The organism is Methylopila sp. 73B, assembly GCF_000526315.1.
Classification (GTDB): Bacteria; Pseudomonadota; Alphaproteobacteria; order Rhizobiales; family Methylopilaceae; genus Methylopila.
In genome coordinates this window covers 1,398,750-1,422,074 of record NZ_JAFV01000001.1, presented here as the reverse complement: position 1 = coordinate 1,422,074, position 23,325 = coordinate 1,398,750, and the positions used below count along the sequence as shown (strand labels likewise).

24 protein-coding genes and 1 tRNA gene are annotated in these 23,325 nt (G+C 69.8%); 10 read left to right on the top strand and 15 right to left on the bottom strand.

The genetic code is table 11. From position 1 onward, the window contains the following. Positions 1-88: 88 nt before the first annotated feature. Positions 89-1,177, bottom strand: coding sequence for a chorismate synthase (gene aroC / locus K244_RS0106810; protein ID WP_020185502.1), 1,089 nt, complete (start codon positions 1,175-1,177; stop codon positions 89-91). A gap of 124 nt (positions 1,178-1,301) precedes the next feature. Here aroC and K244_RS0106805 point away from each other — a divergent pair, with 124 nt between their 5' ends. Continuing rightward, positions 1,302-1,838: a 3'-5' exonuclease gene (locus tag K244_RS0106805; protein WP_020185501.1), complete on the top strand. Its 537-nt coding sequence runs from the start codon at positions 1,302-1,304 to the stop codon at positions 1,836-1,838. Positions 1,839-1,856: 18 nt separating this feature from the next. Here K244_RS0106805 and K244_RS0106800 read toward each other — a convergent pair whose 3' ends face one another. Beyond that, the gene (locus tag K244_RS0106800; protein WP_020185500.1) at positions 1,857-2,702 is read right to left on the bottom strand and encodes a MoxR family ATPase; all 846 of its coding nucleotides are present in this window, start codon (positions 2,700-2,702) and stop codon (positions 1,857-1,859) included. Positions 2,703-2,940: 238 nt separating this feature from the next. Here K244_RS0106800 and K244_RS21580 point away from each other — a divergent pair, with 238 nt between their 5' ends. Next, complete coding sequence (locus tag K244_RS21580) at positions 2,941-3,591, top strand: invasion associated locus B family protein (RefSeq protein WP_020185499.1); 651 nt, start codon at positions 2,941-2,943, stop codon at positions 3,589-3,591. 12 nt (positions 3,592-3,603) lie between these two features. Here the strand turns inward: K244_RS21580 and sfsA are convergent, their stop codons facing one another. Further along, entirely contained in the window at positions 3,604-4,350 is a 747-nt protein-coding gene (gene sfsA / locus K244_RS0106790; protein WP_020185498.1) for a DNA/RNA nuclease SfsA, read from the bottom strand. Beyond that, complete coding sequence (locus tag K244_RS0106785) at positions 4,340-4,753, bottom strand: VOC family protein (protein WP_020185497.1); 414 nt, start codon at positions 4,751-4,753, stop codon at positions 4,340-4,342. Before K244_RS0106785 ends, sfsA begins: the two co-directional genes overlap by 11 nt. Positions 4,754-4,855: 102 nt before the next feature. Here K244_RS0106785 and K244_RS0106780 point away from each other — a divergent pair, with 102 nt between their 5' ends. The 4 genes from K244_RS0106780 to K244_RS0106765 all read left to right on the top strand — a co-directional run bounded on the left by K244_RS0106780 (position 4,856) and on the right by K244_RS0106765 (position 6,660). Continuing rightward, positions 4,856-5,587, top strand: a complete 732-nt coding sequence (locus tag K244_RS0106780) for a molybdopterin-binding protein (protein WP_024816358.1) — start codon at positions 4,856-4,858, stop codon at positions 5,585-5,587. Between the two features lie 21 nt (positions 5,588-5,608). Beyond that, the gene (gene gpt, locus K244_RS0106775; protein WP_020185495.1) at positions 5,609-6,130 is read left to right on the top strand and encodes a xanthine phosphoribosyltransferase; all 522 of its coding nucleotides are present in this window, start codon (positions 5,609-5,611) and stop codon (positions 6,128-6,130) included. A 151-nt stretch (positions 6,131-6,281) separates the two neighbouring features. After that, positions 6,282-6,497, top strand: coding sequence for a hypothetical protein (locus K244_RS0106770; RefSeq protein ID WP_103119779.1), 216 nt, complete (start codon positions 6,282-6,284; stop codon positions 6,495-6,497). 78 nt (positions 6,498-6,575) lie between these two features. Continuing rightward, a tRNA-Leu gene (locus K244_RS0106765) sits at positions 6,576-6,660 on the top strand. A gap of 5 nt (positions 6,661-6,665) precedes the next feature. Here K244_RS0106765 and K244_RS0106760 read toward each other — a convergent pair. Beyond that, a complete protein-coding gene (locus K244_RS0106760) occupies positions 6,666-7,652 on the bottom strand; it encodes an aldo/keto reductase (RefSeq protein WP_020185493.1) in 987 nt (328 codons plus the stop codon). A 273-nt stretch (positions 7,653-7,925) separates the two neighbouring features. On the opposite strand from K244_RS0106760, the gene K244_RS22585 reads away from it, so the two are divergent. Continuing rightward, positions 7,926-8,861, top strand: coding sequence for an alpha/beta hydrolase-fold protein (locus K244_RS22585; RefSeq protein ID WP_020185492.1), 936 nt, complete (start codon positions 7,926-7,928; stop codon positions 8,859-8,861). A 141-nt stretch (positions 8,862-9,002) separates the two neighbouring features. Beyond that, positions 9,003-9,941, top strand: a complete 939-nt coding sequence (locus tag K244_RS22580; RefSeq protein WP_020185491.1) for an alpha/beta hydrolase-fold protein — start codon at positions 9,003-9,005, stop codon at positions 9,939-9,941. A gap of 107 nt (positions 9,942-10,048) precedes the next feature. Here the strand turns inward: K244_RS22580 and K244_RS0106745 are convergent, their stop codons facing one another. From K244_RS0106745 to K244_RS0106700, 10 genes are all read right to left on the bottom strand, one after another. Next, positions 10,049-11,536 (bottom strand): DEAD/DEAH box helicase, encoded by a 1,488-nt coding sequence (locus K244_RS0106745; protein ID WP_020185490.1) that lies wholly within the window; start codon positions 11,534-11,536, stop codon positions 10,049-10,051. A gap of 274 nt (positions 11,537-11,810) precedes the next feature. Next, positions 11,811-13,448 (bottom strand): glucose-6-phosphate isomerase, encoded by a 1,638-nt coding sequence (gene pgi / locus K244_RS0106740; protein ID WP_020185489.1) that lies wholly within the window; start codon positions 13,446-13,448, stop codon positions 11,811-11,813. Between the two features lie 124 nt (positions 13,449-13,572). After that, on the bottom strand, positions 13,573-14,169 hold the full coding sequence (locus tag K244_RS0106735) for a hypothetical protein (protein WP_020185488.1): 597 nt from the start codon (positions 14,167-14,169) through the stop codon (positions 13,573-13,575). Then, positions 14,166-14,948 (bottom strand): trans-aconitate 2-methyltransferase, encoded by a 783-nt coding sequence (tam, locus tag K244_RS0106730; RefSeq protein WP_020185487.1) that lies wholly within the window; start codon positions 14,946-14,948, stop codon positions 14,166-14,168. Before tam ends, K244_RS0106735 begins: the two co-directional genes overlap by 4 nt. Beyond that, positions 14,945-15,310 carry a type II toxin-antitoxin system VapC family toxin gene (locus tag K244_RS23035; RefSeq protein WP_081761441.1) on the bottom strand — a complete coding sequence of 122 codons (366 nt, stop codon included), beginning with the start codon at positions 15,308-15,310 and terminating at the stop codon, positions 14,945-14,947. Before K244_RS23035 ends, tam begins: the two co-directional genes overlap by 4 nt. Further along, entirely contained in the window at positions 15,300-15,593 is a 294-nt protein-coding gene (locus K244_RS0106720) for a type II toxin-antitoxin system prevent-host-death family antitoxin (RefSeq protein WP_020185486.1), read from the bottom strand. The genes K244_RS23035 and K244_RS0106720 overlap by 11 nt, the downstream gene beginning before the upstream one ends. 54 nt (positions 15,594-15,647) lie before the next feature. Further along, entirely contained in the window at positions 15,648-17,300 is a 1,653-nt protein-coding gene (ettA, locus tag K244_RS0106715) for an energy-dependent translational throttle protein EttA (RefSeq protein ID WP_020185485.1), read from the bottom strand. Between the two features lie 228 nt (positions 17,301-17,528). Beyond that, positions 17,529-18,647 (bottom strand): ABC transporter permease, encoded by a 1,119-nt coding sequence (locus K244_RS0106710; protein ID WP_020185484.1) that lies wholly within the window; start codon positions 18,645-18,647, stop codon positions 17,529-17,531. Continuing rightward, entirely contained in the window at positions 18,640-19,560 is a 921-nt protein-coding gene (locus K244_RS0106705) for an ABC transporter permease subunit (protein ID WP_024816357.1), read from the bottom strand. Before K244_RS0106705 ends, K244_RS0106710 begins: the two co-directional genes overlap by 8 nt. A 328-nt stretch (positions 19,561-19,888) precedes the next feature. Beyond that, on the bottom strand, positions 19,889-21,469 hold the full coding sequence (locus K244_RS0106700) for a peptide ABC transporter substrate-binding protein (RefSeq protein WP_020185482.1): 1,581 nt from the start codon (positions 21,467-21,469) through the stop codon (positions 19,889-19,891). A gap of 188 nt (positions 21,470-21,657) precedes the next feature. Here K244_RS0106700 and murI point away from each other — a divergent pair, with 188 nt between their 5' ends. Together murI and K244_RS0106690 are read left to right on the top strand one after the other, a co-directional pair. Then, the gene (murI, locus tag K244_RS0106695) at positions 21,658-22,521 is read left to right on the top strand and encodes a glutamate racemase (RefSeq protein WP_020185481.1); all 864 of its coding nucleotides are present in this window, start codon (positions 21,658-21,660) and stop codon (positions 22,519-22,521) included. A gap of 116 nt (positions 22,522-22,637) precedes the next feature. Continuing rightward, on the top strand, positions 22,638-23,174 hold the full coding sequence (locus K244_RS0106690; protein ID WP_020185480.1) for a GNAT family N-acetyltransferase: 537 nt from the start codon (positions 22,638-22,640) through the stop codon (positions 23,172-23,174). Positions 23,175-23,325 lie beyond the last annotated feature (151 nt).

Sequence of the window (23,325 nt, the reverse complement as noted above, 5' to 3'; positions counted from 1 at the left end):
ACCAACCGCGCCTTCGGTTGCGTCGCCGAAATCGCCGTCTGGACGCGCCCCGGTTTCGGGCCGCTCGCGCGACGCGTCAAGCCCTTGATCAGCCGCCGGTCTGGCCGCGATGTCGCAGGACGTGGTCCGCGAGCACGCAGGCGACCATCGCCTCGCCGACGGGCACGGCGCGGATGCCGACGCAGGGGTCGTGGCGGCCCTTGGTCGAGACGTCGACGTCGGCGCCTGAGGCGTCGATCGACCGGCGCGGCGTGAGGATCGACGACGTGGGTTTCACGGCGAAGCGCGCGACGATGGCCTGGCCCGTCGAGATGCCGCCGAGCACGCCGCCTGCCTTGTTCGATAGGAACACCGGCTTGCCGTCGTTCCCGGCCCGCATCTCGTCGGCGTTTTCCTCGCCCGTCAGGCGCGCCGCGGCGAATCCCGCGCCGATCTCGACGCCCTTGACCGCGTTGATGCTCATGAGGGCCGCGGCGAGGTCGGCGTCGAGCTTGCCGTAGATCGGCGCCCCGAGGCCCGCGGGCGCGCCGTCCGCCTCGACCTCGAGCACCGCCCCAACGGAGGAGCCTGCTTTGCGGATCCCGTCGAGATAGGCCTCCATCTCCTTTGCTGCGACGGGATCGGGGCAGAAGAACGGATTGCGGTCGACCTCCGCCCAGTCCCACCGCGAGCGGTCGATCTCGATCTCGCCCATGGCGACGAGCGCGGCGCGGATGGTGACGTTCGAGAGAACGAGGCGCGCGATGGCGCCGGCCGCCACGCGCATGGCGGTTTCGCGCGCGGACGACCGCCCGCCGCCGCGGTGGTCGCGGACGCCGTATTTCACGTCGTAGGTCACGTCCGCATGGCCCGGTCGGTAGCTCTGGGCGATGTTGGAGTAGTCCTTCGAGCGCTGGTCGACGTTCCGGATCAGCAGGCCGATCGGCGTGCCGGTGGTCGTGAGCAGACCGTCCTCGGCCTCCAGCACGCCCGACAGGATCTCGACCTGGTCCGGCTCGCGCCGCTGGGTGGTGAAGCGCGATTGGCCGGGGCGCCGGCGATCGAGCGCGGCCTGCACGTCGTCCCGCCGAAAGGTCAACCGCGGCGGACAGCCGTCGACCACCGCGCCGATGGCGGGGCCGTGGCTTTCGCCGAAGGTGGTGACGCGGAAGAGGTGGCCGAAGGTGTTGTGCGACATGGGCGGAGCCTATGCCACGCTGTGATCTTGGCGAAAAGCTTCTGGCGACGCTCTTTTCGATACCGTAGGAACGTTCCGTTAACGTCCCGCCGCACCGCGCCAGTCGAGTCCCGATCGGAAAGAGATGTCCACGCCGCTTGAACGCATCGCCGCCGGCGAAAGCCGCTATGTCTTCTTCGACCTCGAGACGACGGGCCTGACGCCGAAGCGGGACCGCGTGATCGAGATCGCGGCCCTCAAGTTCGACCGCGCCAGCGGCGAGCTGTGGGCCTTCCAGTCGCTGGTGAAGCCCGACCGGGCGATCCCGGCCTTCGTCCGCGCGATGACCGGCCTCGACGACGCCGCCTTCGCCGAGGCGCCCGAGCCAAAGGACGCCTTGGCGAGCTTCTTCGCCTTCGTCGGCGAGGATCCCCTGGTCGCCTACAACATCGGCTTCGACCACGCGTTCCTCGTCGCCGAGGCGGAGCGCGCCGGCTTGACGGCGCCGTCGACGACTGTGTGCGCCATGCGCTTCGCGCAGGGCCGCGTGAAGGACCTCCCGAACCACCGCCTTGAGACGGTCGCCAAAGCCCTCGACGTGCCGCGCCCCCGCGCCCGCCGCGCGATGGAGGACTGCCTGACGGGGCTCACCGTGTTCGAGAAGTCGCTGGCGCTCGCCTGACGTCCCGCGGCGAGGGCGCTACCGCCCTTCGCGCCGCATCATGAAGGCCATGCGTTCGAACAGCTGGACGTCCTGCTCGTTCTTCAGCAGCGCGCCGTGAAGCGGCGGGATCGTCCGGCGCGGATCCTTCGCGCGCAGGATCTCGGGCGCGACATCCTCCGCCAGCAGCAGCTTCAGCCAGTCCAGAAATTCGCTGGTCGACGGCTTCTTGCGCAGACCGGGCGCCTCGCGCACCTCGTAGAACAGCGCTAGCGCCTCCGACAGAAGGCGCTTCTTCAGCCCGGGAAAATGCGTCTCCACGATCGCGGCCATGGTGCCCGGGTCGGGGAAGCGGATGTAATGGAAGAAGCAGCGGCGCAGGAAAGCGTCCGGCAGCTCCTTCTCGTTGTTCGAGGTAATGATCACGACCGGCCGGCGCGCGGCCTTCACCGTCTCGCCGGTCTCGGGCACGTGGAACTCCATGCGGTCGAGCTCGAGCAGCAGGTCGTTCGGAAACTCAATGTCCGCCTTGTCGATCTCGTCGATCAGCAGCACGGGGCGGCGCTCCGCCGTGAAGGCGGTCCAGAGCGGGCCCTTTCGGATGTAGTTGGCGATATCGGAGACGCGCGGGTCGCCGAGCTGGCCGTCGCGCAGCCGGGCCACAGCATCGTATTCGTAAAGCCCCTGAACGGCTTTCGTCGTCGACTTCACGTGCCACTCGAGCAGCGGAGCGTCGAGCGCCTGGGCGATTTCACGGGCGAGCACGGTCTTGCCCGTGCCGGGTTCGCCCTTCACCAGCAGCGGCCGCTCCAGCGTCACGGCGGCGTTGACGGCGATCTTGAGATCCTCCGTCGCGACGTAGGCGGTCGTGCCTTCGAATCTCATGCGTCCGGCGCCCGTCCGTGCGTGGTTGCGTCGCAGGACAGATAGCATCCGCCGGGCGTGCGCGTCAGGCGCTCGATCGCCGCGGCGGTCCGCTGTCGCGGACGAACTTTAGATCTATTCTATACTTTGCTGTGCTGCCGCTTTCGTTCTCGCGGATCGCAAAGGACTTACCTCGCGCGGCGCCCTTGGTGTAAAGGGGCCTGCATCCACCGTTCGATGTTTTGGAAGAGCCCCCGTCATGCTCCGCTTCAGCGCCGCCCTCCTTCTCGCCGCCGCCGCGTTGGCGGCCGCTCCGGCCGCCTTCGCCCAGCAGCCGACCGCCGAGGAGATGAAGGCCGCCACCGACCGGTTGCGGAAGAACGACCGCACGACGCAGCCGCAGCCGACCGACGCCCAGGCCGCGAAGGCGCAGACGCCGGGCCAGCCCGCCGCCGCGTCGCTCCCGAACGGCGCGGGCTCCGTCAACGAGACCTACGGCGACTGGACCGTGGACTGCCGGGTCGCGGACAGCCGCAAGAGCTGCCTGCTGTCGCAGGCGCAGGGCGACAAGCAGTCCGGCCGCCGCGTGTTCGCGATCGAGCTGCGGGTGCCGGCGGAAGGGAAGACCGAGGGCGCCGTGCTCATGCCCTTCGGCCTGAAGCTCGACAACGGCGCCATCCTCACCCTCGACGACAAGGATTTCGGGACGGGCCTGCGCTTCTCCACCTGCGTGCCGCAGGGCTGCGTGCTGCCGGTGTCGTTTCCGGCGGCGGCTACGGACGCCATGAAGAAGGGCCAGCGCCTGACGGTCTCCTCGCTCAACCAGAGCGACGGCCAGGTGACGAGCTTCAGCGTCTCCCTCAACGGCTTCTCCGCGGCGCTCGACCGGCTGGCGGCGCTGGGAAGCTGACACTCATAGAGTTCAATCGACGATCGGGACCTCGCGGTCGAGCTGGACGCCTTCGAGCGTGACCGTCGCGCTCCAGCAGTGCGCCTCGACGCCGCATGCGCGGGCGAGGTCGAAGGCGCGGCCGTAGACGGGGTCGAGGTCGCGGGCGATCGCGAAGCCGGCCGCCGGGCCCTGCACGATGAACAGCATCGCCGCGCGGCCTCCGGCCGCGACTTCGTTCGAGAGCTCGACCAGGTGCTTGGCGCCCCGAGCGGTCACCGCGTCCGGGAACTCGGCCAGCGCGCCGCGCCGCCACAGGTGGACGTTCTTGATCTCGACGAAAGCCTTCGGCCGGCCGGCGCTTGCGAGCAGCAGGTCGATCCGGCTGTTGACGCCGTAGCGCACTTCGCGCCGGACGCTGTCGTAGCCCGCGAAGGCGGGCAGCAGGCCGGCGCCGACCGCCGCGAGCCCGAGCTTGTTGGGCGCGGCCGTGTCCACGCCCACCAGCGTCGGACGCCCGTCGATCTCGACCTCGACCACCGCCCACGACCACGGCAGGGATCCGCTGGTCTTCGGGCAGAGCCAGACGCGCATGCCGGGCGTCGAAAGCCCCATCATCGAGCCCGAGTTCGCCACATGGGCGACGACCTCCCGGCCGTCGTCCAGCCGGACGTCGGCGAGGAAGCGCTTGTAGCGGCGGATCAGCCGGCCCGGAACGAGCGTGGCCGGGTAGGGCAGCACGGGAAAGGCGGCCGCGGCGACGTCCACGTCAGAGATCATCGGCCGCCGTCGAGATCGCGCCGTACCCGTCGCCGTGGAACTGGATGAGGCAGAAGCCGTGGCCGAAGGGATCGGACAGCGCGGCGAGGGAGCCCCAATCCTCCACGGCGATCTCGCCCTCGACGATCGCCCCGGCCGCCACGGCGCGGTCACGGGTGGTCCGGATGTCGTCGACGACCACGTCGAGGTGCAGCGGCGTCCAGTGCCGGGCGTAGGAGCGGCGCGCGCGTCCGGCCGTCGCCGTGTGCTCGGCGCGTTGCAGGAGGTAGACGGGCGTCGGCCATCCTGCGAGCTCCACCGCGGCGTCGCCGATCCGGCGCGTCGGCGTCAGCCCGAAGGCCGCGCGGTAGAACCGCACGGCGGCGGCGAGATCCGGAACGTCGATGTTGATGAGCGGCGTCACGGCTGTCTCCTGCGGGCGAAGGCCCCCTAGGCGGCGCCTGGCTTGTTCGCCGCCGATCGCTCCTCTATCTCCGCGACGTCCTCCCATCGCAAGGCCGATCCCATGTCGAACACGCCCGCCACCGCCGCCGTCCTCGTGATCGGCGACGAGGTGCTCTCGGGACGCACGCGGGACAGCAACAGCGGCTACATCGCGCAGTACCTCACCAACATCGGGATCGACCTGCAGGAGGTGCGCGTCGTGGCGGACGACGAGGCGGCGATCGTGGAGGCGATCAACGCGCTCCGCGCCCGCAACACCTACCTGTTCACGACCGGCGGCATCGGACCGACGCACGACGACATCACCGCCGACTCGGTGGCGAAAGCCTTCGGCGTCGGCATCGACCACGACCCCCGCGCCGTCGCGATGCTCCGCGAACGCTTCCCCAATGCGGCGGACCTCAACGAGGGGCGGCTGCGCATGGCCCGCATTCCCTTCGGCGCGGACCTCATCGCCAACAAGGTCTCGAAGGCGCCGGGCTTTCGGCTCGAGAATGTCTTCGTCTTCGCCGGCGTCCCCTCGATCATGCAGGCCATGCTCGACGAGGTCGGGCCGACGCTCGCGGCGGGCGTGAAGGTGCTGAGCGAAAGCCTGCGCGCCGACGCCAGGGAGGGCGACATCGCGACGCCGCTCGGCGCCGTGCAGAAGGCCCATCCCGGCGTCGCGATTGGCAGCTATCCCTTTATGGACGAGGGCGGCTTCAACACCAACATCGTGATCCGCTCGCGCGACCCCGAGGCGCTCGCCGCGGCGAAGGTCGCGGTCGAGGCGATGCTGACCGGCTTGCGCTGACGTCTCGATAGGACGACCCCCATGGCGGCTCCGGGCCCCGAGAAGATCTATCCCGTCTCCTGGGAGCAGTTTCACCGCGACGCCCGCGCGCTCGCCTGGCGCCTGACGGCGGACGCGGAGGCGGTCGGCGGCTTCAAGGCGATCGTCAGCGTCACCCGCGGCGGGCTGGTGCCGGCGGCGATCGTGGCGCGCGAGCTCGACATCCGGGTGATCGAGACAGTCTGCGTCGCGAGCTACCACGACTACGACACGCAAGGCGCGATGACCGTGCTGAAGGAGGTCGCGGCGTCGGTGGCGGCGCTCGGCGGCGGGCAGGGGCAGGGCGTGCTGATCGTCGACGACCTGGTCGACACCGGCGGCACCGCGCGCTGCGTGCGCGCCATGCTGCCCGAGGCGCACTTCGCCACCGTCTACGCCAAGCCGCAGGGACGGCCGCTGGTCGACACCTTCGTCACCGAGGTCAGCCAGGACACCTGGATCTATTTCCCCTGGGACATGGGGCTCGCCTTCCAGCCGCCGATCCGCGAGGGGGCCGCCGGGTGAGTCGGACTGTTGCGATTGTGTGAAAGCGGGCCAAGGGAGTTATGCGAAAGTAGCATGCCTCCGTCGAGGACAACGCGCATTGTGCGATGCGGCATCGGGCTTATCTTGAGCGCCAGGAACCAACGGGTTCCAGGAACTTTGGAGATCGAACGTGGCTCGCAATCTTTCCGTCGCGATGGGCCGCCCTCTGCCGGCGCTTCGCATCCGCAACATGGCTCGTGAGGTGATGGAGACCATCGGTCTCGTGTTCGCCGCCGGCCGCGTCGCATCGGCGGTCGAGTCGCACCGGACTCCGAACGCCGCCGACCTCGACCGTCTCGGCATCTCCGACGCGGCGACCCAAGTCCGTCGTCCGTTCGGCTCGTAAGCCTACCTCGTTATCGATTGCTCGAAGGCGCGTCGCAGTTGCGGCGCGCCTTTTTCGTGTCCATACCTCGCCGCTCGGGCGGACGTGGCGAAACCGGTAGACGCACGAGACTTAAAATCTTGCGCCGCAAGGCGTGCGGGTTCGAGCCCCGCCGTCCGCACCATCGATTCATGTCTTGATCGCGGTTCGGCTGCGCCAGCGTTCCGCGAGCGCCGCGCCGAGATCGAGCATCTCGGCGGGGTCCCGCGCCGCGTCGGCCCGCGCGACCAGGGCGCTGAGGTGCCGCGGCTTGATGGCCGAGAACAGGCACAGGCCCGAGGCGTTGGTCGCCAACGCGTAGTCGGTCAGCATCTCGGCCGGCGTCGTAGGGGCCGCCGGGTCATAGCCCGCGTCGGCGAGGCGACGTCGCGTCGCCGGATCCTCCGCGAGCAAAGTCCGCAGACGCGGCAAGGCGCCGAACACGTTCAGCGCTCCGTGCGCGATCGTCAGGCGGCCGGCGGATCGCCAATCCGCAAGGCGGCGGTCCTGCAGGCGAGATTCGAACGGGTTGTTCTCGGTCTGGAGGGCCGCGAACAGACGCGGTCGTTCGGCGCCGGCCGCGACCGCCTCGAGATCCCCCGCCACGCCGACCGCCCCGACCTTGCCGGCCTCGATCGCCATCGTCAGCGCCTCCTCCACTGCGCCGTCGAGCACGTCGCGCGGCAGGGGGTCGTGGATCATCAGCAGGTCGATCCGCTCCACGCCCAGCCGGCGGAGGCTCTCGTCGACGCTCGCCGCGACCCCGGCGGTCGTGAGCGGCGTGGTCTCGATCGTCCGCACGCCTCGGGCATAACGGCGGAGCGCGGGAAATCGCCGGACGAGGCGGCGGGCGTGGGGTCGCAGCGCCGCTTTCCAACCGGTCGACACCGCGACGATCCCGACCTTCGTGCAGACGTTGACGGCGCCGGCGCGTCCGGCCAGGAAGCGGCCGAGGATGGTTTCCGCCGCGCCGTCGCCGTAGCTCGGCGCGACGTCGAACCAGGTCACGCCGGCGTCGAAGGCCCGCTCGAGCGCGCGCAGCCCCTCGTCGGCGGTGACCCACGAGCCGATCGAGGCGCAGCCGAAGCCGATCGCCGAGACGGGAGCATGACCGATCGTGGTGGACACCTGCCTCATGCGGCTCCCTCAAAGGGTTTTCGCAGGCGCCGCTGCATGGTGAGCGCACGGCACGATGGCGCGGAAGCCTAGGCCGGCGCCCCGCCTGAAATCGTCGTACGCAGCCGTCGGATGCGTCCTTGATCCCTCCCGCGGTACCTCGAGCGACGGTGTCAGACCGGAGGCGCAGTGCCGGCCTCATGCTCGCCGAGCAATCTGGCGCACGAGATTCTGAACAGCGCGGAGCGCTTCGGGCCCTATGTTCCGGCCTCACTTGTCGTTGAATGGTCCCCGATGCGTCGACGAACCTCCGCCGCCCTGACCTGTCTTCTCGCCTTCGCCTCCGCAGGCGCGGAGGCCCAGGGCGTCGTCGAGCGCAACCAGTCGGCCTGGAGCCCGGCGCTCGGGCGCGAGATCGAATACAACCTCTACCGGCCGGAGACGGCCCCCTCCGGCGCCGAGCGCTGGCCTGTGGTCTACCTCCTCGAAGGCCGCCCCAGCGTGTCGGACTGGCTGGACCAGGGCGGCCTGGCCGAGACCATGGACCGGGCGATCGCCGAGGGCGCGATTCCGCCGACGCTCGTGGTGACGCCGGTCGCGCCTTACAGCTGGTATGTCGACAACCCCGATCCCGGCGGCCACGGCCTGATGAAGACGGCGATCGTCCGCGACCTCGTCGCCGCTGTCGACCAGCGGTTCCCCACCGCGGCCTGCCGCGAGGGACGCGCGGTCGGCGGCCTCTCGATGGGCGGCTATGGCGCGCTGTTGTTCGCGATCGACGCGCCCGAGGTGTTTTCGGCGGCGATCAGCCTCGCCGGCGCGGTCAGCCCGCCGATCGACCGTAGCGACGTCGCGCGGCTGAAGCGCGCCGACGCCTTCTACGACGGCGCCTTTGGGCGGCCGCTCGATCGCGAGCGGTTCAACGCCTGGAATCTCTTCACGCGTCTCCGCACGTTCGAAAAGGGCGCCGCGCCGCAGCCGGACGTCTACCTGTCGATCGGCGACCGCGACCGTGGCGGCCTGCTGCAGAACACGACGCGGCTGCATGTCGCGCTGCTGCGGGCGGGCGTCGACAGCACCTTCCGGATCGGCCCGGGCCAGCATGATTGGGAGACGTGGCGGCGCGCGTTCGCCACGTCCCTGACGTGGCTCGGGCCCAAGCTCGACCCCACCTGCGGCCACGACGTGGCCTCGAGCGGAGCGTCTGACGGGACCAGGCCGACGCCTTGAACGCATGCAAAAGCGCAAGGCGGGCGCCGACCATTTGGGCGTGCTTTTCGGATCAAGCGCGCAATAACATCGTGCCGGCTCCGACGACGCTCTGACGCCGCCCGCGCCGCTCCCGGTTGTCCGCCCGTCGGAGAGCGCTCGTTGATCACGCGCATCCTGTCCGCCAGCCTCGCCGCCGCGGCTCTGGTTCTGAGCGCCGCGACGCCCGCCGTCTCCGGCGGGGTCGTGGAGCGCGACCTCAAGGCGCCCAGTCCCGCGCTTGGCAAGCCGCTACGCTACAGCCTCTACAAGCCCGCCGGGGAGCCCGCGCCCGGCACGCGCTGGCCGGTGCTCTACCTGCTGCACGGCGGCGGGCCGGGCGAGGCCGACTGGCTCGACGCCGGCGGGCTCGCGACCACGATGGACAAGGCGATCGCGGAGGGGCGCATGCCCCCAACGGTCGTGGTCATGCCCTACGCCGGCAATAGCTGGTACGTCGACAATCCCGACGCGCAGGGCGAAGGCCTGATGGAGACCGCCATCACGCGCGATCTCGTCAACACCATCGACAGGAGCCTGCCGACCGCAGCCTGCCGCGGGGGCAGGGCGGCCGCCGGCCTGTCGATGGGCGGCTATGGCGCGCTGCTGTTCGCATTCGACAAGCCGCACCGGTTCGGCTTCGGCGTCAGCCTGTCCGGCAGTCTGACGCAGCCGATCGCGCCGCAGATGACCGGGCGGCTGAAGCGCGCGCGCACCTTCTACGACGGCGCCTTCGGAACGCCCTTCAGGGTCTCGCGCTTCAACGCCGCCAACCTGTTTCCCAAGGCGCCCAGGCTCGCGCTGCTGCGCGAGAAGCCGAAGATCTACATCAACGCCGGCGACCGTGACCCCGGCGGAATCGTGCAGGGCTCGACCGAACTGCACCTCGCTTTGCTGAGGGCGGGGGTCGACAGCAAGCTGACGATCGTTCCGGGCCGCCACGAGTGGCCGTTGTGGCGGCGCGAGCTGGGTCCGGCGCTCGCCTGGCTCGGCCCCCAGCTCGACACGACCTGCGGCGCGGCCGACGGCGTGGCCATCGTGAAATCGACCACCACGCAGTGAGACGACGAGGGCGGATCGGTGATCGCCAGACGCGCGAAAGGGCGCTTCGAGGAGCCGAAGCGCCCTTTCTTTAAGGGAAGCTCTCGTGCGCTTCGTGTTCGGCGTCGTCAGCCGTGGTCGGCCTGACGGCGATCGCCCTGCGGGCGACCGTCGCGACGCGGGCGGCGACCGCCGGGCTTGGCCCCGCCGCCGTTCGCCTTCAGGAAGCCGACGCCGGAGATACCGGCTTCGGAGCTGCGGCCGCCGTCGTTCCGCGCGCCCTGCGGGGCGGCGGCGTGCTGGCGGCGCGGTTCAGCGGTGCGGTTGCCGTTCTCGCCGCCGGGACGGCCGCCGTCGCGGCGCGGCTGCTGGTTGCGCTGGCCGCCGCCGGCCGGACGACCCTGGCCTTGCGGCCGGCCGCCGCCGCCGCCGCGGTTCTGCCCCGTCTTGGACGCGGCGCCCGAACCTTCCGGCTCGGCCTTGCCGGCTTCGGAGCGGCGGTCGGTCGAGGGGATCGACTGCTTGATGAGGCGCTCGATGTCGCGGAGATAGGCGCGCTCGTCGTTCGCGACCAAGGTGATGGCGAGACCCGCGGCGCCGGCGCGGGCGGTGCGGCCGATGCGGTGGACGTAGGATTCCGCGACGTTCGGCACGTCGTAGTTCACCACATGGCTGACGCCGTCGACGTCGATGCCGCGGGCGGCGATGTCGGTCGCGACGAGGGTCTTGATGTGGCCGGTCTTGAACGACCCGAGCGCGCGCTCGCGCTGCGCCTGGCTCTTGTTGCCGTGGATCGCCGCGGCGGCGATGCCGGCTTCCTCAAGCTGGCGCACGACTTTGTCGGCGCCGTGCTTGGTGCGGGTGAAGATCAGCGCGCGGCCAATGTCGGGCGAGCGCAGCACGTCGACCAGGACGGTCTTCTTGCCGGCCTGCTCCACGAACACGACGCTCTGCTCGACGCGGTCCGCGGTCTTGGCGACGGGCGTCACCTGGACCATGGCCGGATCGGTCAGCATGGCGTCGGCGAGGTCCTTGATGGTCTTCGGCATGGTGGCCGAGAAGAACATCGTCTGCCGGCGGTGCGGCAGCATCGGCAGGATGCGGCGGATCGAGTGGATGAAGCCGAGGTCAAGCATCTGGTCGGCTTCGTCGAGCACGAAGAACTCGACCTGGTCCAGCCGCAGCATCTTGCCGTCGATGTGATCGAGCAGGCGGCCCGGCGTCGCCACGAGGATGTCGACGCCGTTCGAGAGCTTGCGGACCTGCGGGCCGGCGGCGACGCCGCCGAACACGACCGCGATCGAAAGCTTCAGGTTCTTGGAATAGGAGCGGAACGAGTCCGCGATCTGGCTGGCGAGCTCGCGGGTCGGCGACAGGATCAGCGCGCGGCAGCCGCGGCGCGGGGCCATGCGCGGGTTCGCGACGAGCTTCTCGATGATCGGCAGCGCGAAGGCGGCGGTCTTGCCGGTTCCGGTCTGGGCGATGCCCATCAGGTCGCGGCCGGCGAGCAGAGCGGGGATCGCCTGCGCCTGGATCGGGGTCGGGGTCTCGTAGCCGTCGGCGGCGAGCGCCTGGAGAATGGGCTGCGACAGGCCGAGATCGGTGAACTTGGTCAAGGTGCTAAAGCTTTCGAATGCAGCCGTGCGCTTGCGCGTCAGGCCTCGAAAAGGCGCGCGCGGCGACGGCGGGTGCGTTGAGACGCGCCCCGCGTGATCTGGGCTGTCGAGGAGGTTCGTGGGCGTCCGGCAGGTTCGGGCGAGGGGCCCGACTCACGCGGCCTGGACGCGAGGGCTCGCATCGTGTGCGATGCCGTCTATTCGCATGTGCGAAGAGGAAAAGTCAAGGCAGGCGGCGGGCGGCGCCGCGGGTGAGGCGCGATGAGCATACCGCCTAGGCCTCCCGCAGCCTCGCCAGATGCTCGACGAGCCCCTTGGTGGAGCTGTCGAGCTCCTCCGTTCCCCTCTCGCCCTTCACCACCGGGATCAGCCGGCTCGCGAGCTCCTTGCCGAGCTCCACGCCCCACTGGTCGAACGAGTTGATCCCCCAGATCGTCCCTTGCGTGAACACCTTGTGCTCGTAGAGCGCGATCAGGCGGCCGAGCGTGCGCGGGTCCAGCGTGCGGTAGGCGATGGTCGAGGTCGGGCGGCCGCCGGGGAAGGTCTTGTGCGGGGCGAGCCGGGCCGCCTCCGCCGCGTCGAGGCCGGACGCTTCGAGTTGCGCCGCCGCTTCCTCGGTCGTGCGGCCCTTCATGAAGGCCTCGCCCTGAGCCAAGCCGTTCGCGAGCAGCATGGCGTGCTGGTCGGCCACATGCTCGTGCGGAACGGCGCCGAGCAGGATGTCCGCCGGGACCACGTTCGTGCCCTGGTGCAGCAGCTGGTAAAACGCGTGCTGGCCGTTGGTGCCGGGCTCGCCCCAGACGATCGGCCCGGTCTTGGTCGCGACCGGCGCGCCGTCGAGCGCCACCGACTTTCCGTTCGACTCCATGTCGAGCTGCTGGAGGTAGGCGGGGAAACGCGCGAGCCGCTGGTCGTAGGGCAGCACAGCATGGGTGTCGTAGCCGCAGACGTTGCGGTGCCAGATACCGATCAGCCCCATCAGCGCCGGGATGTTCCGCTCGAGCGACGCGGTGCGGAAGTGCTCGTCGATCTCGTGGCCGCCGGCCAGGAAGGCGTCGAAGTTCTTGCCGCCGATCAGAATGGTCAGCGACAGGCCGATCACCGACCACAGCGAGTAGCGCCCGCCGACCCAGTCCCAGAAGCGGAACATGCGGTCCGCGCTCATGCCGAAGGCCTCGACCGCCCTGACGTTGGTCGAGATCGCCGCGAAGTGCGCTCCCACCGCCGCTTCCCCCAGCGCGCCCACGAGCCAGCGCCGCGCCTCATGCGCGTTCGCCATGGTTTCCATGGTGGTGAAGGTCTTGGAGGCGACGAGGATCAGCGTGCTCGTCGGGTCGAGATGGCGGAGCACGTCGGTGATGTGCGAGCCGTCGACGTTCGACACGAAGTGCCCGCGCAGGCCCTGCTGCATGTAGGGGCTGAGCGCGAGCGCGGCCATGGCGGGGCCGAGGTCGGAGCCGCCGATGCCGATGTTGACGACGTCGGTGAAGCGCTCGCCGGTCGCGCCTTCCAGCACGCCGGCGCGGACGGCCTCCGCGAAGTCGGCGGCCTTGCGGCGCTCGGCCAGCACCTCCGGCATCACGTCGACGCCGTCGACCAGGATCGAGGCGCCCTCGGGCGCGCGAAGCGCCGTGTGCAGCACCGCGCGGTCCTCGGTGACGTTGATCTTCTCGCCCGCGAACATCGCGTCGCGACGTCCCTCGACGTCGGCCGCTCGCGCAAGCGCGAGCAGAAGCTCGAGCGTTTCGGGCGTCATGTGGGTCTTCGAGTAGTCGAAGAGCAGATCGTCGAGCTTCACCGAGTAGCGGGCGAACCGCTCGGCGTCGTCGGCGAAGAGTTTTCGGAGCGTCAGGCCCTCGGTCTCGCGGCAAAGCTCGGCGAGGCGATCGAACAGGACGGCGACATCGGTCATGCGGGCGAATCTCCGAAACGCGCGTGCGGAACGTCGGGCCCGCACGCCTTGCGGAACATAGGGGTCGCGAGCGATTTGAACATCGTCGACCTGGGGCGCGGGAGCCGCAGGGCCGGCTTTCGTCCTAATAGATCCACTGCTCGGGCACGCGGACGACCACATCCGAGCCGGCCGCGACCTCGCCGACGCGCTCGACGCTCGCCACCACGCCCCTGAGGCGCTTGGCGATCTTCGGGAAGCTGAGCTCGTCGCCCGGCCGTCCCGTGTGGCCGGCGATGGCCCGCCCGGCGTGGCGGCACGGCGCGTTCTGCGCCTCGACCACCACGCAGGCCCCGCCCTCGAAGAACAGCCGCGTTCCCGCCGGCAGGAACGACAGGCTCGGCAGGCCTTCCATGACGAGGTCGGCGCCGATCCAGCCCGCCTCGACGACGGAATGCCCCATGGCGCTCGCAATCTCCGCAAGCTCCTCGACGGACACGATGGAGAGCTGCCGGCCCGAGCGAATCTCGGCTCCCCGCGGATGCCACGGCTCGCGCGGCCCGGCGCGGCGGGTGAAGCCGGCGTGCGGATCGCCGGGGACGCCCTCGAGCGTCAGCGTCAGCCCGGGGACCCGCTGGGTCTCGAAGCTCGCGGCGTCGACGACCGCGAGTGTCTCGGCGAGGCGCGCGGTCAGGCGGCGGCCGGGGTGGACGGAGATCGCGCCCAGCAGGTCGCGGCTCATGCCCGCGTCGCGACCATGAACAGCCGGGGAAAGCGCAGCAGAACCTTGCCGTCGGAGCGCGCGGGGTAGAGCCGGCGCGTCCGCTCCACGTAGGCCGCGACGAACGCCTCGCGTTCGCCGTCGTCGAGCGGGTCGAGGAACGGGCGCAGACCCGTCGCCTTCAGCCAGCCGGCGATCGCCTCCGCGCCGTCGAGCGGGTGGGCGTAGGTGGTGCGCCAGACGTCGACCTGCGCCGCATGCGGCCGCAGCATGTCGTAATAGGCCTCCAGCGACGGCAGCGTCGTCCGGGCGGCCGCGGCTCCCGCGAGACGCTCCCGCCAGCGCGGATCGAGCGCCTCCTCGCGCATCGCGCGGTGCGACGGCTCGTCGAGATTGTCCGGCATCTGGATCGCGAGAGCGCCGCGCGCGGCGAGCAGGCCCATAAGCCTCGGGAGCAAGGTTTCGTGGTCCGGCAGCCACTGCAGCACGGCGTTGGCGAAGATCACGTCCGCCGGGCGCTCGGGGGTCCAGGTCGCGAGGTCGGCTTCGACGAATCGGGCGCCGGGCAGGCGCTTGCGCGCCGCAGCGAGCATGTCCGGTGAGGTGTCCACGCCGATCGCGTCCGCTTGGGGAAAACGGCGGGCGAGCAGCTCCGTCGAGTTGCCCGGTCCGCAGCCGAGATCGAGGACGAGGCTGGCGCTCGTCAGCGGAACGCGCGCGAGCAGGTCCGCCGAGGGCCGCGTGCGCTCGTCTTCGAAGCGCAGGTAGGTCGCGGCGGACCAGTCTTCCTTGAGCGTCATGCCCAGATCACCGGAACGCCGTAGTCTCCGAAGGCGCGGTCACGGGTGACGATCGGGAGCCCCCGGCGCTTGGCTTGCGCGACGATCATGCGGGCGAAGGGGTCGCGATGATGAAGGGGGAGGGCGCCTGCTTCGACCGCATCTTCGATTTCGACTGGTAGCAGGATCAATTGATCTCGGAGCGTTTCATGCCAGTCGATATCGGCCAGAAGCTTTCCCAACCCTCGCTTGATCTCAAGCGCCCAAACGCTTGCAACGCTTAACGAGAGAGACGGCGCCGAGATGAGGGCTTCCTCCGCGCCTCTGCTGATACGGCTGAGTCCGAGATTCCAAAACAGCAGGACATTGCTGTCAAGAAGCATCGAAATCTTCCGGCAACACCTTGCCACTTTCAAAGAGATCAGCGAGTTCGTCGTCCGGCTTCCACCAATCCGGATCGATGATCTTCACTTTGCCCCTCCAAATCCCCCGCAACCGCTTTCCAGGCGTATCCTGCTCCGGATCATCCGCGATCGACGGAGTCACCGGCACAATCCTCACCGCCGGCTTGCCGTTGCGGGCGATGATCACTTCCTCGCCGCGCTCGGCAGCCTCGATCAGCTTCGAGAGGTTTGTCTTCGCCTGATGGATGTTGGTGACGCTCACGGGCGCGCTCCTGCCTAGCTAAGCTAGCTAGCACAGAGCGCGCCGGCGGTCATGTCAGCGCGCGAACTGGCGGTACTTGATGCGCTTCGGCTCGACCGAATCCGGCCCGAGGCGGCGCTTCTTGTCTTCCTCGTAGTCCTGGAAGTTGCCCTCGAACCATTCGACGTGGCTGTCGCCCTCGAACGACAGCATGTGCGTCGCGATGCGGTCGAGGAACATGCGATCATGGCTGATGATCACGGCGCAGCCGGCGTAGTCCTCGAGCGCCTCTTCGAGCGCCCGCAGCGTCTCGACGTCGAGGTCGTTGGTCGGCTCGTCGAGCAGCAGAACGTTGGCGCCGGACTTCAGCATCTTGGCGAGATGCACGCGGTTGCGCTCGCCGCCCGAGAGGTCGCCGACCTTCTTCTGCTGGGCCGCGCCCTTGAAGTTGAAGGCGCCGACATAGGCGCGGGAGTTCACCTCGCGCTTGCCGAGGTAGATCACGTCGGTGCCGCCCGAGATCTCCTCCCAGACGTTCTTGTTGGGGTCGAGCGAGTCGCGCGACTGGTCGACGTAGCCGAGCTGCACGGTCTCGCCGACCTTGATCTCGCCCTTGTCGGGCTTGTCCTGGCCGGTGATCATGCGGAACAGCGTGGTCTTGCCGGCGCCGTTCGGGCCGATGACGCCGACGATGCCGCCGGGCGGCAGCTTGAAGGTCAGGTCCTCAATCAGCAGCTTGTCGCCGAAGCCCTTCGACATGTTCTCGAAGTCGACGACGTTCGCGCCGAGGCGCTCCGCGATCGGAATGACGATCTGGGCGCTGGTCGGGCCGGCCTCGGAGGCCTTGGCCACGAGGTCGTCGTAGCGCTGGATGCGGGCCTTGTTCTTGGCCTGGCGCGCCTTCGGGCTGTTGCCCATCCACTCCTGCTCGCGCTGGAGCGTGCGCTGAAGCGCCTCCTCGACCCGGTTCTCCTGGATCATCCGCTTCTGCTTCTGCACGACCCAGGCGGAGTAGTTGCCCTCGTAGGGGATGCCGCGGCCGCGGTCGATCTCGAGGATCCAGCTCGTCACCTTGTCCAGGAAGTAGCGGTCATGGGTGATGATCAGGATCGCGCCGGGGTAGTTGCGGAGATGGTTCTCCAGCCAGCTGACGGTCTCGGCGTCGAGATGGTTGGTGGGCTCGTCGAGCAGCAGCAGCTCCGGCTCCTCGAGCAGCAGCTTGCAGAGCGCCACGCGGCGCTTCTCGCCGCCCGAGAGCTTCTCCACGTTCCAGTCGTCCGGCGGGCAGCGCAGCGAGTCCATCGCCTGGTCGACCTTGCTGTCGAGGTCCCACAGGCCCAGCGCCTCGATGCGGTCCTGAAGCTCCGTCATCTCGTCCGCGGTCTCGTCGGAGTAGTTCATGGCGAGCTCGTTGTAGCGCTCGAGGATCGCCGTCTTCGAGGCGACGCCTTCCATGACGTTCTCGCGGACCGTCTTGTTGGGGTCGAGCTGCGGCTCCTGCGCGAGGTAGCCGACGCGCGCGCCCTTCGCGACCCAGGCCTCGCCGGTGTATTCCTTGTCGATCCCCGCCATGATCTTCAGCAGGGTCGACTTGCCGGCGCCGTTCGGGCCGAGGATGCCGATCTTGGCGTCCGGGTAGAACGAGAGATGGATGTTGTCGAGGGTCTTCTTGGCGCCGTAGGCCTTCGACAAGCCGCTCATGTGGTAGATGAATTCGCGCTGTGCCATGGGGTCTCGGGCTCGCGTGGAAGGCGCGCGCGGCGTTGAGACGGCCGGCGCTGGATGTCATGGGTCGCGCGTCTTCTAGCGCGCCGCTTCGAGGGGCGGCAAGGGGAGGGGCGTTTTCTTAAGGCGTGACGCCCTCCTGAGACGTCGCGTCGTCAGTTCATCTCCAAACCGCTCTCATGCTGAGGAGCGCCGAAGGCGCGTCTCGAAGCACGCACCTCGCTTCAGCCCCTACCGCTCCTTCGGATCGAACGCGTCGCGCAGGCGGTCGCCCAGCACGTTGAGGGCGGCGAGCGTCGCGACGAAGACGGCGGCGGGAAACAGCAGGAGGTGCGGCGCGCCCTGCAGGCTGCCGGCGCCTTGCGCGATCAGCGCGCCCCAGCTCGTCAGCGGCGCCTGCACCCCAAGTCCGAGGAACGACAGGAAGCTCTCGAGCAGGATCACCTTCGGCGCCGTCAGCGTGGCGAAGACCACGACCGTCCCGACCATGTTCGGCAGGATGTGGCGGGTGAGGATCCGGCCCTCCGCGACGCCCAGCGCGCGGGCGGCCTGCACGAACTCCCGTTGCTTCAGCCGCAGCGTCTCGCCGCGGACGATGCGGGCCATGTCGAGCCACTCGATCGCGCCGATCGCGAGGAACAGCAGCGCGACGTTCCGACCGAAGGCGACGACCAGCAGGATGACGAGGAACACGAAGGGCAGGGCGTAGAGCACGTCCACGGTCCGCATCATAAGGTCGTCGGTGCGGCCGCCGACGAAGCCCGAGACCGCGCCCCAGACGACGCCGATGACGAGGCTCGTCAGCGTGGCGAGCACGCCGACCGCGAGCGACACCTGGCCGCCGACGAGGATGCGCGCCAGCAGGTCGCGCCCGTTGGCGTCCGTCCCCATCAGGAAGCGCACGCGGTTCACGTCACCCTCGAGGATCGCGCTTCGGCCGCTGTCGCGCGTCTCTGCGAGCCGCGCGTTGCGGAACTCGTCGGCGCGCTCGACGTAGCGCAGCACCCGCGGATCTATCGGCTGTTCCGACGCGACATCCGCCCGGAAGCGGTCGCCTTCGACGGAAAGACTCTTCAGCTCCACCCGGCCGCGGGCGAGCGCCGAGCGCAGCGCGTCCTCGAGCGTCGCCTCCTGCGGATAGGGCTGGAGGCTGGGCGGGACCAGCACGTAGGAGCGGTAGACGCGGTCGTAAGAGTGCGGCGAGAGCCACGGTCCGACGAAGCAGACAGCGGCGATCGCGAGCAGAAGCCCGAGCGCCGCAAGGCCCACGGGGTCCCGCCGGAGGCGCCCGAGAGCGCGCCGGCCGAGGCCGCCGCGGAGAGGGGAAGTCGTGAGCGCCGCGTCAGTCATGGCGGATCCGCGGATCGAGCGCGGCGTAGGCGAGATCGACCAGCACGTTGAAGGCGACGATGAAGACCGCGACCAGCACCACCGTGCCCATGACGAGCGCATAGTCGCGGTTGAGCGCGCCAAGCACGAAGTAGCGGCCGACGCCGGGAATACCGAAGATGGTCTCGACCACCACCGAGCCGGTCAGCAAGCCAGCCGCCGCGGGACCGAGATAGGACACGACCGGCCCGCCGGCCGCGCGCAGGGCCTGGGCCGTGACGCGCCATTCGGGCAGGCCGTAGGCGCGGGCGGTGCGGATGTGGTCGGCCTTCAGCGCCTCAATGGTCGCGGCGCGCGTCAGCCGGGCGAAGGCCGCGATCTGCGGCAGGGCGAGGGCGACCACCGGCAGGACCTTGTAGGCGAGCGCCCCCTGCCCCCAGCCCGCCGCCGGCAGCCAGCCGAGCCAGACCGCGAACATCAGCGACAGCAGCGGCGCGATGACGAAGCTCGGCACGGTGACGCCGAGGCCCGCGAGCGTTGTCACGACCGCGTCCAGCGCCGAGCCCTGCTGCCGCGCCGCGAGCGCGCCGAGCGAGACGCCTACGACCAGCGCCAGCGCCAGCGCCGCGCCGCCGATCTGGAGCGAATAGGGCAGGGCGCGGGCGAACAGCTCGGTCACGGTGAAGTCGCGGTAGCTGTAGCTGGGCCCGAGGTCGCCCCGGAGCAGCTGCGCGAGGTAGTCGCCGTACTGCACGATCAGCGGCTGGTCGAGCCGGTACGCGCGCTTGAGGTTTTCGAGCACCGCGGGCGCCAGCGCCTGATCGGTGTTGAACGGCCCGCCGGGCGTGAAGCGCATCAGGACGAAGGAGAGCGTGACCACCGCGAACAGCGTGGGGACCGCCCAGAGCAGGCGGCGGAGGAGGAATGCGGTCATGACGTGCTCGCTTCCCATGAAGCGCGCGCGTCCCCCCTCCCCCTTGCGGGGAGGGGCCGGGGGTGGGGGGGGTTCAGGATGAAGCGCGGCGTGTCCTGTCGTCCCCACCCACGTGCCTTCTGCGGCGCTACCCCCACCCCTAATCCCTCCCGGCAAGGGGGAGGGGAATTCGCGCGCGGCTTGGCGCACGGGCGCCGTCGCTCCGGGCGAAGTCCCGGAGCCCATAACATCGACGTCGCACAATCGGAGCGCCGTCCCCTCGCGCCGTCGGGGTCATGGGTTCCGGCATTCCGCTTCGCTTCACCCGGAACGACGGCGGCGCGCGCCCTCACGGCTCCAGCCTCAGATAGCGCGTGGGATGGATGTCCATCACGTTGTCCTCCCACCCCTTCAGCCGGCGGGAGACCAGCGCCTTGGAGGCGTAGAACAGGATCGGGATCATGGGCTGCTCGTCGACGAGGATCGCCTCCGCCTTCCCAAGCGTGGCGAGGCGCTCGGCGGGGTCGGGCATGGCGTCGGACGCCTTCACCAGCGCGTCGTAAGCCGGGTTCTTCCAGCCGGGGTAGTTGAAGCCGACGTTGTCGCTGAGGCCGAGGAACAAAAAGTTCTGCGGGTCGCGGTAGTCGGCGATCCAGGCGGCGCGAGCGACGTCGAAGTCGCCCCGGTTCTGGAGGTGGGCGTAGTGGGTCTTGCCGTCGGCGTTGATCAGCCGCGCATCGACCCCGATCGCCTTCCACATGTCGGCGATCGCGGTCGCGGTGTTCTGGTGGTTCTCGCCCGAATTGTAGCGGATCTCGACCTCGAGCCGCTTTCCTGCGGGATCGAAGCCAGCCTCCTTCAGCAGCGCAAGCGCGGCGTCCTCCCGCTCGAGCTGGGACATCGACCGCCACGACGCCTCGACCGGGGCGTAGCCGTCGAAGCCCGGCGGAACCCAGCCGTAGGCCGGCAGCATCGTTCCGGCCCAGACCTTGTCGGCGATAAACTCGCGGTCGAGCGCCATGGAGAGCGCGCGGCGGACGCGCGGGTTGGAGAACGGCGCCTTCCGCACGTTCACGGCGTAGTAGTAGACGCCGACGTAAGGCGCGATCCGGAGCTGGTCGCCGAGCGTGCGGCGGATGAAGGCGATCTGTTCCGCCGGCACGTCGTCGTAGGACTGGATCTCGCCGGTCTGGAAGCGCCGGAGCGCCGCGCCGCGGTCCTCCAGCGGCATGTAGTTCACCACGTCGATCGCGACCTCCGAGGCGGCGTGGAAGAACGGGTTCTTCTCCAGCCGGATGTGGTCGTTTGGCAGGTTCTCCGCGAGCCGGTAGGCGCCGTTCGTCACCATGCGGCCGGGCTTCACCCAGTCGCGGCCGAAGCGCTCGACGCTTGCTCGGTGCACGGGGTAGGTCGTCTGGTGGGTGAGCAGCTCGAGAAAGTAGGGGGTCGGCCGCTCGAGCCGGATCTCCAGCGTGCGGGCGTCGCGCGCCACGACCCCCAGCGCCTCCTTCGGCGCCTCGCCCTTGTTGACCCTCTCGGCGTTCAGGATGGGGTAGAGCAGGTTGGCGTACTTCGCCGCGAACGCCGGATCGAGGATGCGGCGGAGCGAGAACGCGAAGTCCTCGGCCGTCACAGGGTCGCCGTTCGACCAGCGCGCATCGGGCCGCAGCGTGAAGACCCATGTCCGGCCGTCGTCCGAGACGTCCCAGCGTTCCGCCATGCCGGGCACGACGTTTGCGCGGCCGTCGTGGGCGGTCAGGCCCTCGAACAGGTCGCGCATCAGGTTCGCTTCCTGCACGGTGGAGACGAGGTGCGGATCAAGCGTCTCCGGTTCGCCGGAGTTGCCGCGGTCGTAGACGACCTCGGCCGAGGCCGCGGACGCGAACAGCAGCGCGAGGCAGGCGAGCGCGAGGCGGCGGAGAAGGGTCACGCAGGGTCCTGATCGGCGAAGCGGCGGCGTCATGCTAGGGGGCGCCGTCTCTGCGCCGCAAGCGCCGCGAGGCCACTGTCGCCGCGTTGCAACGCTCAGTGAACCTTTGCCGTTCGCCACGTTTCGGTAACCATCCCCGCGTTGAATGAGCGTCGTAGGGTGCGGTTGCGAAGGGCGTGGCGGAAGGCATGGGCGTGGATCTGTTCGCGGGGCTCACCAATGCGGCGCTTCCGCCGCTCGACCGGACGCCGCGCATTCTCGTGTTCGATTCAGGCCTCGGCGGCCTGACGGTGCTGGCCGAGCTGGTCGCGACGCTTCCCCACGCGGCCTATGTCTACGCCGCCGACGACGCCGCCTTCCCCTATGGCGCGCTCACGCCCGAACGCCTCGTCACCCGGGTGGTGACGGTGATGGAGCGGCTGATCGCCCGCGAGGCGCCCGATCTCGTCGTCATCGCCTGCAACACCGCTTCTACGCTCGCTCTGCCGGCGCTGCGCGCCCGCTTCGCGCTGCCCTTCGTGGGCACGGTGCCTGCGGTGAAGCCCGCCGTGGCCGCGACGCGCTCCGGCCTCGTCACCGTGCTGGCGACCCCCGGAGCCGCCCGAAGCGAGCACACCCACGCCATGATCGACGCTTTCGCGGGGGCAGTGAAGGTCACGCTCGTGGGCGCGTCGAACCTCGCCGCCTTCGCGGAGGCCGAGCTTCGCGGCGCGCCGATCGACGACGCGGCGCTCGCCGCCGAGATCGCGCCCTGTTTCGTGGAGGAGAACGGGCGCCGCACCGACGCGGTCGCCCTCGCCTGCACGCACTTTCCGCTGCTCACCCGGCGCTTCCGCGGGCTCAGCCCCTGGGACGTCGCGTGGATCGACCCGGCGCCGGCGGTCGCCCGCCGCGTCGCCGCGCTGCTCAGCGCCTCGCCTATGCCCGCGGGGCCGCTCGCCGAGCGCCGCGCGCTCTTCACCTCGAACCGGACGGCGCCGTCGCCGCTGGTCGTCGCTCTCGCCGCACGCGGGCTCACCGCGATCGAAGCCGGCGTTTCGCCACTCGACTGAAGACGATCTTGTGCATCCAGTCTTCAGGATGCCACGATCGTCTTATGTCATTTGACATCTGATCTGCGGATTCAACCGCAGACGGCCGCGACAGGCGGAAAACAGGACGCGCCGCAGTGCTCAGCGCTCGCTATCCAACGATCCTCGAGATCGAGGGCATTCTCGCCGACGTGCCGCACGACGGCTACGTCGACGCGGTCACCGCGGCTTTCGCCGATCCCGCGGTCATGGTCACGCTCGGCGGCGTGCGCCCGCCGGAAGCGGCGCGCGGCTTCATCACGCGCGCCCGCGCCCACTGGCGCGACGCGGGCTTCGGCCTGTGGTTCTTGCGCGACATGCGGGACGGATCGTTCGCCGGCTGGGCCGGCATCCGCCGCTGCGAGGCCGACGGCGAGAAGACGGTCGAGCTCGCCTATGCGCTGACGCCCAAACTTCGCTGCAAGGGCCACGCGACCCGCATCGGCGCAGCCGCGCTTCAACTCGGCTTCGAGAACCTGGGTCTGCCTGAGATCGTGGCCTTCACCACCGAGGCGAACACGCACTCGCTCGCGGTGATCGAACGCCTCGCCTTCGCCTACGACAAGCCGTTCCAGCATGCCGGCCTGCCGCACGTGCTCTACCGGCGGACGGCGGCGCTGCACGCGGCGGCGTGAGCCGGGCGTCATCCCGGACGGCCAAAGGCCGATCCGGGATCGTTCTCGGAATAAAGCTCGTCATGGTCCGGCTCGACCGGACCATCCCTCTCAGGCGTCAAGCTCGACGCCGAAAATCGGTCGTCGGCCGAGCCGGAGGACGACGGTGGAG